An 8,024-nucleotide genomic window follows, 5' to 3' on the forward strand; every position below is an offset into this window, starting at 1 on the left:
GGACGGCTTCGGCGAACAAGCAGTCACCGCCTTCACCGAGGCAGCAGACGCCCACAAGAGAGACGACCGCATCCACCCGCGACAGCTCCACCAACACGCTACGGACCAGGTCCGCCGTATCGTCGGTCAGGTCCATGTGCCCGGTCACCCCGAGGGTCGTCACGGTCCTCGTCCTTTCAGCACGACCGCGTCTCGCGGCTCGCCGTGATGCTACCGCGCGCACCCCGACGCCCCGAAGCAGGTTCGAGGGGCAGGGTGCGCGCGGTCATGCGGCCACGACGCCGTAGAAGCCGAGGAGGTAGGCAAGAGCGAAGGTGACCGGCACCCACTGCTCGACGTGGGTCAGCGGCATGTACTTGCGCCAGTCACGCCCCTCACCGAGCGCTCCCCATTCCGCACGGGAATAAGCAAAGGCGGGCAACTGCTCCTCGAAGGCCCCGATCACTGCGTACTTGGCGCTGTTGAGCTGCCTGTACGAGCGGACCATGACGAACCACGCAGTGCACTGCGCGAGCAGGATCGTCAGTCCTGCGGCCGACAGCCATATCGAGACGTCCGCTGCCACACCGCCGGAGACCGCCGCGACGACCGCCACGACCGCGCTGTTGAGGGACAGGAAGAAGGTGTTGGTCAGGTTTCTCCGGGAGCTGACCCGATCGGCCATCTCCACGCACAGCTTGTACTGCTCCAGTATTGCCTGCCGGTAGCGGTCATTGACCTCCGAATAGTCTGCGGCCCTGATATCTGTGTTCCATAACGCGTCCCCGATTTGGCTCATGTCACCAGGATGGCGAATCCCGCGACACGGCGGGGCTGATTCGACCAGTCCACACAACGGGGACGACGAACTTGAAGTTCTTGAGATCGCCCTTCTCATCGACTCCTCGAAGGCACCAATCACCGCGTACTTGGCGGCGTTGAGCTGCCGGTACGAGCGCACCATCAAGTACCAGGCCAGGCACTGGGTGCAGCAGGATCACCAGCCCTGCCACCAGGACCCAGGCCGAGGAGTTCCGCCAGGCCGTGCCGGACACGGCGGCGAGGACGCCGACGACGGCAGTGTTGAGAGTGAGGAAGAAGGTGTTGGTGAGATTGCGCCGGGAACTGACCCGGTCGACCTTTCGCCGCACAGCTTGTACTGCTCCAGTATCGCGGCCTGGTGCTTGCCGGTGGCCTAGCAGAAGTCCGACGGGCTGACGCCCTGGTTCCAGAGGCGCTCGTCGATGCTGGCCATACGTTCGTGATGGCCGAACACCCGCTGCGGCCGTATCAGTTCCGCGGGTTCAGTGCCATCAACTGCTCAGTTATGGGTCGGAGTTGGCGCTTAACCAGGCGGTGCAGCGTCCAGATGCTCACCAGGGGAAGGGTCGTCGGATCGAACCGTACGAACGTCGCCTTCCAGGTTGGCCCGAACGCGACCAGCCCCTTCAGCACGAAGTCCCAGCGCAGCCGCTTGCGGCCGCCGTTCAGCGCCACCTGCCAGCGAGGCCGCTGCGGGCGAGCAGGCAGCGGGTAGTCGGGCAGGTCGGGCAGCGGTGGCCACAGCCCGGTCTGCGGCGCTCCCGGCTCCGTACGTGACCGCCGGGTGTACTCCTCGTCAACAGCCTCACGGAAAAGGTTGTAGGCCGCGGCGTCGCAGTAGGCCAGCAGTAACAGCCGGGTGGGCGGCAGAAGGCGCACCGCCTCGGTGAACTCCCACACCGTGCCTGCGCCGGGGCCCGCCGACAACAGCACCACGTGGGCGCTGGCGATCAGGTCACTCACGGTGTCCTGCCAGTCGTTCAGAGGCAGGTACGCCCGTGCCGCACCGGGCAGTGGCAGGTCCTCCCCGGGCCTGCCGATCGCGACGATTCGCCCGAGATGCTGGAAACGGCGAACCAGGGCCTCCTCCTGGGTCAGTCCGGAGATGAAAAAGAGGGTCTCAAGGTTGGCCCCGCCGCCCTGGACGTCGTTGTTCAGAGATGCCATGTCCGGGTAGTCGTTCGCGAACGGGCGCAGGTACAGAAGGTAGGTGGTGCCGGCCAGCCGGTCGACGGACCCGACGATGTCGGCGGTGTGCTGCTTGCCGCGTACCACGACGAACCGACCGGTGAGAAAGGCCGTCAATCCGGCCGCGAAGGCCACAACCGCGCCCAGCAGACGCCACCACCAGGGCGTGCTGCCGATGGAGTTCCAGTGATCGCTCTCGAAGCTGGATTTGAAGACCAGGAAGCCCAGCAGGCCCAGCACCATGCCGGTGATCCGCAAGGTCCACCCGGCGCAGATCAGCACCCGCCCCCTGGCCCGCCGCTGCGCACCACGCGGTGACAGTTGCCTGTCCCGCAGGAAGTACGGGTTCCCGCTCATTCTTTGCGCCCCCGTTCACCGGGCGTCGAACCGTCTGGGTGGCACCCGGACTCCCACACCGGAAGCCGGTCGAGAACCGGACCCAGCCGCTTCCCCACCGACACCAACACCCGGTCGCGGTGCCCGACCCGGCCCTTGCCGCTGCCGAAGAAGACGAAGTGCGGGCTCCCATCGTCGTCGAAGTAGACCGCGCCTTTCAGCGAGAGGCTGCTGGCCGGCTCTCCCTCCGGATAGGGCGGCAGCGCCGGAGGTGACCAGGAGTCACCGGCTGCATCCCCTGCGGGTCTTCCGGTCGCTTCGGTGAGGACGGCGGCGGCCGCGGCGCGAAACCGCTCGTACGTCGCTCGGCCCGGGACGAGAAGCACGAGACGTCGTGCAGGAAGCAGCCGCACCGCCTCCGTGAGTTCCCACAGTAGTCCGGGACCCGGGCCGACCGCGATGACCACCAGCCGGGCCCGCAGCATCAGATCGCGCACGGTGTCCTGCCAGTCGTCAATCGGCAGATACAGCCGCCGGGCCCCGACCAGGGGGAGCGCCTCTCCGGGGCGGCCCACGGCCACCATCGGTGCCACGGGCTTCAGCGCCTCGGCGAGCTGCTCCTCCTCCGTACGACCGGACAGGCGGAAGTCCGGCAGAACGGCCCCCGGTCCCGGGGCTCTGAACTCGGTCTCCTCGAGCGCGGTGCGCCGCAGGTCGTCCTCGAAGGACCTCAAGTAGAGGGAGTACGAGCCGCTTTGCAGATCCTTGGGCGACTGGATGATGTCGCTAAGGTGCTGCCGCCCGAGTACGGCAAGCTGCCGGGCGCCGGACAGCAATGTGCATCCGGACGCCGAGACCAGGGGGACCAAGAGGTCGAAGTCCCACCAGGGTACCGAGGAGCCGTCCGCCGAGTTCCTGCTGATCGAGTCGAAAGCGGCGATCGCCAGGAACAGCTGCGCGGGGACGAACGCCCTCCTGTCCGGTGGTCTGCGCAGAATGACCGTCCGGCAAATGGTAACCAGGACTGTTCCGACGACGACCACGCCGGCCAGGGCCGCAGCCAGGTACCACCACTTCGGGTGTGGGTCGGCAAGGACGGCCCCTTCCGACAGCCTCGTCTCCTGCCAGCGGTGCACGGCCGCGAGTGCCAGGATCGCGCCGACGGCACCAGTCGGCCACGCGCTGACGGTAAGAAACCTGCCCCATGCGGGCGATTGCCGGGGCGCTGCGGGCCGTACCGCGCCGGGCGGTGCGCCTGGTAGGCCAAACGCCTGCGCCGAACGGTCGCCGTCGCACCCGTCGGCGTTCTCTGTGTTCTCCGTGTTCTTCCTCAGCATGCCGCCGCCCCCGTCCCAGGCGGCTCCCGACCGGGCCAGCCGACCGCCACCGTTCCTCGACCAGCATGGCAGACAGGGCGATAAGTCACAGCCTGAGCAGTCTCGTTGGCCGGTTGTCACATGGCAGGATCCCCCGCAGGGTGCGGACCTTGTCCACCGCGGCGCTGCGGTAGGGCCGGGTAGAATTCAACAGGACGTTGAGCCGGGAGGCGACCAGGCAGAGTGGATCGGGCTGGCCTCGTCGAGAGCATGCTGAGCGGCTGCAGCAGAGCGCAGCTTCTCCAGCAGCAGTGCAGGCAGTTGGTCCCACACGCCGGCCTCGTTCCACGCGGCCAGGCGCCGCCGGCACGGCACGCCCGAGCCGAAGCCCAGCTCCTGGGACAGGTAATCCCCTGGATGCCGGTGTGCAGGACGAACAGGATTCCGCACAGAGCCTGCCGGTCCGGCACCCACGGTCGGCCCTCGACCTGCTTCGGCCCTGGTCCAGGCAGCAAGGGAGTTGCGGGTGACGTGGCCGGTCGCGCTCAGCTCGTCGATGAGGTTCGAGACGGTACGGTCGTAAGCGATGGTGGCGGTCACTTGGGGTCCTCCGCGTCGTTCTCGACGCCGTCCTCGGCGAAGGCGACGAAGCCGCTCTCGCATGCTGCTTCCTGGGCTGCCATAACCTCATCGCCGTGCTCGAAGGCCCATGCGCCCACGGCGTCGATGGGCGCCAGCAAAGTCCGGCCCAGAGCGGTGAGTTGGTACTCGACCCGTGATGGTACGTCGGGGTGTGCCTGCCGATCGACCAGCCCGTTGAACTGCAGCCGGCGCAGAGTCTCGGTAAGGACCTTGGAGCTGATGCCCCCGATCCGCTCCCGTAGTTCGACCGGGCGCCTGGGGCCGTCCCGCAGCGCCCAGAGCACCACGGCATTCCAGGTGTTGGAGAGCAGGTCGAAGGCGAGGCGGGCACGGCAGTCGGCGAGGAAGGCGTCGGTCGTCACGTACCAAATGGTGCCCTAACGGCCTTCTAGCGTCGGTGTGAACGGTCGAAGCAGGCACGGAAAGGGACCGCATGATGAGAATCGGTGTACTGGGCACGGGCAACATGGCCGACGCTCTCGCCACCCACTGGGTGCAGGCCGGGCACGAGGTGATCATCGGGGGACGGGACCCGCACAAGGCGGAGCGGCTCGCGACGCGCATCGGAGGCGGCGCGAAGCATGCCGGCCTGCGCGCGGCGGCCGAGTCCGCTCAGGAGGTGGTGTTGGCCGCGCTGCCCTTCGGGGCAGGAGTAGACGTGGCACGGGACCTGCACGCGGCCCTGGAGGGCAAGGCGCTGCTCGACTGCTCCAACCCGGTCGGACAGGGCTTCCGGCTGCTGACGGAAGGAGGTCCCTCAGCCGCGCAGCAACTTGCCGCGGCGGCACCGGGAGCCCACGTGGTCAAGGCTTTCAACCTCTGCCACGAAGACGTGTGGCGCATGCGGCCGCCCGTCTTCGACGGGCGGCCACTGGCTGTTCCGGTCTGCGGGGACGACGAGAGGGCCCTCGCGCGCGTGCGTGAGTTGGTGCGGGACGTGGGTTGTGAACCCGTGGCCGGCGGCGGTCTCGAACGTGCGGTACTCCTGGAAGCGACTGCCGCGCTGTTCATCGCCCTGTGGGTCGGTGAGGGAGCGGACGCCCAGGCGATCGCACCTCCGCTGGCATACGCGGCCGGACCGAGCCACCAGGAAACGGAAGGCAGCACGGGGGCATTCCGTCAGGGGTGCTAAGCGAAGCGGGCCGCCCGCCACTCTCAGTGAAGGCCTCATGGCCGAGGTCCAGAATGGCGTGACGGTCCCGCTGTCGAACAGCCCGCTCGACTTCGAGAAGCCAACCGGCGCCGCTCTCAACGAATTAGGGTCTGCCCGGCCGGAAGTACGTTCAAGATCGAACCTGGGCTCCGGCCGTGCCGTAGCGGGTGGTGTCGCACGTTGTGGCTGCCGCCCGCGCCCCAAGCCCCTCAACGTCCCGCTCTGGTTCCTCGAGCGCGTCCACGAAGTAATCTGCCGGGGACCGGCAGGCGGAGGGGGTGGTCGCGCGGCTCCCGGGCGGTTTCCGGACGTGGTGAGCTTCGCGGGCCGTCACCGGTCGGCAGTGGCCCGTGGATTGACCTCGCAGTGATCGATCTCGTCCACGCGTCCCGCGCTGGCAACGGGGACCCGGAGGGTTGCTTTGTCCTTCGCAGACACCGACACCTGATCGGAAGTGTCGATCATGGTGAAGCCGTGCTCGTCCTTGAAGCTGACCCTCACGGTGAATAGGCCCTCGCGTCCGTTCGGATTCCTGACCTCGACGGTCGCGTACGGGTCGTCCGTGCTCGCGCAGTGTATGAGCACGGCGGTGCCGTCCTTCAAGGGCCGGGCGGTGTCGCCGGAGGAGGACGCCGTGGGGGTGGAACGGTCGGTGGGCCGTGAGCGGTACGTACCGCCGCCGCTGCCACCGGTACTCGTCCCGGAGTCGTACGCGTCACTGCCGGACGAGCCGCTGACGTGCGAGCCACCACTGCCCGACGTCGACGAACTGTCGTGGTCCTGACTGGAGCTGCTGCAACCGCCCCCGCCACCGCTGTGACGGCTGCGGCTCCCGTGACCATGGCCCGACGAGAACCCGGTCAGGGTCAGTACGACCATCGCCGACACCGCTGTGAATCTGAGTCTGCGCCCCCGTGTGTACATGCCACCACCCTACTCATGGCCGTCGCACCCGCCGCGGCGGGTGCCGGCATCGCGCCGCGTGCGCGGGCGGCGTGCTGAAACTGGAAGACCTCCCGTGACGCGGACGATGCAACCAAGAAGGCCCGGGTCGAGCACCTCTACACGATCCCCGAGGGCGAGGTCATACCCGAAGACGACGAACCCGAAGTCAGCAGCCTTTACCCGCCGCGCATCCGGATCGCGATCGTGCTCGACAACTTCTCTCCGCACCTGTCCACGGAGAAGGACACCCGGGTCGGCGACTGGGCTGCGGCCGACAAAGTCGAACTCGCCTCTACGCCGACCAACAGCCCTTGGCTGAACCGCATCGAGGCCCAGTTCTCCGCCCTTCGCTACTTCACGCTGGACGGCACTGATCACGCGGGCCGCAAGGAGGAGGGCAGCATGAGCTGCCGGTACATCATCTGGCGGAACAAACACAGCGCCGATCTTCGCTTGTGCACCCTCGTCACAAGGGTCAACGTCGCCTAATGGGAGCTACGGGGAGGGCTTGTTGGTGCTGATCGGTGACGGCTGGGCCGAAGATCACCATGATGTCGAGCTCCAGGACGAGGCCGGCCGCAAGCTGGCCACCACAACCTGCCCGAAGGCGTGGCGGGCATCGCCAGGCTCCACGAACTGATCGCCCGCTACGGCGGGGAGCTGGATCCGGGGGCGGTGGTCGTCGGGATCGAGACCGACCGGGGCTCGTGGGTGCAGGCCCTGATCGCCTCCGGCTACCAGGTCTATGCAATCAATCCTCGGCAGGCGGCCCGTTTCAAGGAGCGGTACGCCTCCTCGGGGGCCAAGAACGACATCGGCCCAAGGGCTGCGCCGCACTACCGGTACCGGAGCCGATCTCCATGTCCAGGCGCGGCGACATGGAGGCGGCCAACATTGACGGGGCCGCCGTAGATCGCGAGGGTGTCAACACCGGGACACACGGTGTTCCGTTACAGGACGCGCTCCCGAACGATCTTCGACGAGCCGGCCTCCGCTGCGCGCCTCATGACTCCGACCACTTCCGGTGGCCAACCGCTCCCACCAGAGCATGGGCTCCGTACGACACCAGTCTCACCCAGCCGCAAGAAGAGACCTCGCAGGTCTTCCACGTCATGGCTGACCACCAGCGTCGGGCCCCCAGCCGGCCGTCCTCGATCCGAGGCTGTGGCTCTTCCAGACGTCTGCAGGGGGCACCGGCCGAGCCGGTGCCCTGGCATGCCACTACCAGGACACCCGCACCGAAAGCCGTCATGACATGATCACGCTCGGCCACAGCACCCTCATCATCGTCCTCCTCACCGCCTCGCTCATCATGTGCCTGTTCCTGTGCCTGCTCGCGGGCGCCGGGGGCGACGAGGCGACAGCCGGCTTCTACACAGGGCGCCAAGCCCTCACCGACCGGCAGAACGGCCTGGCCATGGCCGGTGGCTACCTCTCCATCATCACGATGCTGTTCACCACCGGTACCGTGGCGCTCGCCGGCGCCGACGGCCTGCTGACCGTCACCGCGTCCACAGCCGGAATCGCCTTGCTTGCGGTGAGGTTCGCCGAGCCCCTGCGCCGGGCAGGCCGCTACACGATCGGGGACGTGGTCGCCTCCCGCTTGCCGCATCGCTCGGTCAGGACGGCCACGGCGGGGGCGG

General features: G+C 67.8%; 9 protein-coding genes and 3 pseudogenes. 5 read left to right on the top strand and 7 right to left on the bottom strand.

Annotated elements, in window-relative coordinates:
• Positions 1–265: 265 nt before the first annotated feature.
• The 6 genes from ACFW2E_RS30800 to ACFW2E_RS30825 form a co-directional block, all read right to left on the bottom strand.
• Positions 266–778: a hypothetical protein gene (locus tag ACFW2E_RS30800; protein WP_384470348.1), complete on the bottom strand. Its 513-nt coding sequence runs from the start codon at positions 776–778 to the stop codon at positions 266–268.
• A gap of 1 nt (position 779) precedes the next feature.
• Positions 780–1,130, bottom strand: coding sequence for a hypothetical protein (locus ACFW2E_RS30805; protein ID WP_384470349.1), 351 nt, complete (start codon positions 1,128–1,130; stop codon positions 780–782).
• A gap of 139 nt (positions 1,131–1,269) precedes the next feature.
• Positions 1,270–2,271 (bottom strand): hypothetical protein, encoded by a 1,002-nt coding sequence (locus ACFW2E_RS30810; protein WP_384470350.1) that lies wholly within the window; start codon positions 2,269–2,271, stop codon positions 1,270–1,272.
• Between the two features lie 71 nt (positions 2,272–2,342).
• Complete coding sequence (locus tag ACFW2E_RS30815) at positions 2,343–3,461, bottom strand: hypothetical protein (protein WP_384470351.1); 1,119 nt, start codon at positions 3,459–3,461, stop codon at positions 2,343–2,345.
• A 387-nt stretch (positions 3,462–3,848) separates the two neighbouring features.
• Positions 3,849–4,241, bottom strand: coding sequence for a hypothetical protein (locus ACFW2E_RS30820; RefSeq protein ID WP_384470352.1), 393 nt, complete (start codon positions 4,239–4,241; stop codon positions 3,849–3,851).
• On the bottom strand, positions 4,238–4,645 hold the full coding sequence (locus tag ACFW2E_RS30825; RefSeq protein WP_384470353.1) for a winged helix-turn-helix transcriptional regulator: 408 nt from the start codon (positions 4,643–4,645) through the stop codon (positions 4,238–4,240). Before ACFW2E_RS30825 ends, ACFW2E_RS30820 begins: the two co-directional genes overlap by 4 nt.
• A 74-nt stretch (positions 4,646–4,719) precedes the next feature.
• On the opposite strand from ACFW2E_RS30825, the gene ACFW2E_RS30830 reads away from it, so the two are divergent.
• A complete protein-coding gene (locus tag ACFW2E_RS30830; RefSeq protein ID WP_384470358.1) occupies positions 4,720–5,415 on the top strand; it encodes an NADPH-dependent F420 reductase in 696 nt (231 codons plus the stop codon).
• A gap of 351 nt (positions 5,416–5,766) precedes the next feature.
• Here the strand turns inward: ACFW2E_RS30830 and ACFW2E_RS30835 are convergent, their stop codons facing one another.
• Positions 5,767–6,021 carry a hypothetical protein gene (locus tag ACFW2E_RS30835; protein WP_384470354.1) on the bottom strand — a complete coding sequence of 85 codons (255 nt, stop codon included), beginning with the start codon at positions 6,019–6,021 and terminating at the stop codon, positions 5,767–5,769.
• On the opposite strand from ACFW2E_RS30835, the gene ACFW2E_RS30840 reads away from it, so the two are divergent.
• The 4 genes and pseudogenes from ACFW2E_RS30840 to ACFW2E_RS30855 all read left to right on the top strand — a co-directional run.
• Positions 6,014–6,220 carry a hypothetical protein gene (locus ACFW2E_RS30840; RefSeq protein WP_384470355.1) on the top strand — a complete coding sequence of 69 codons (207 nt, stop codon included), beginning with the start codon at positions 6,014–6,016 and terminating at the stop codon, positions 6,218–6,220. The two genes, ACFW2E_RS30835 and ACFW2E_RS30840, sit on opposite strands and share 8 nt — an antisense overlap.
• A 221-nt stretch (positions 6,221–6,441) precedes the next feature.
• Positions 6,442–6,870 (top strand): annotated as a pseudogene (locus ACFW2E_RS30845) (transposase); the annotation flags it as partial.
• A gap of 22 nt (positions 6,871–6,892) precedes the next feature.
• Positions 6,893–7,200, top strand: a pseudogene (locus tag ACFW2E_RS30850) (transposase); the annotation flags it as partial.
• A gap of 436 nt (positions 7,201–7,636) precedes the next feature.
• A pseudogene (locus ACFW2E_RS30855) lies at positions 7,637–8,024 on the top strand (cation acetate symporter); the annotation flags it as partial.

The sequence above is a fragment of the Streptomyces sp. NPDC058964 genome, assembly GCF_042741275.1.
Taxonomy (GTDB): domain Bacteria; phylum Actinomycetota; class Actinomycetes; order Streptomycetales; family Streptomycetaceae; genus Streptomyces.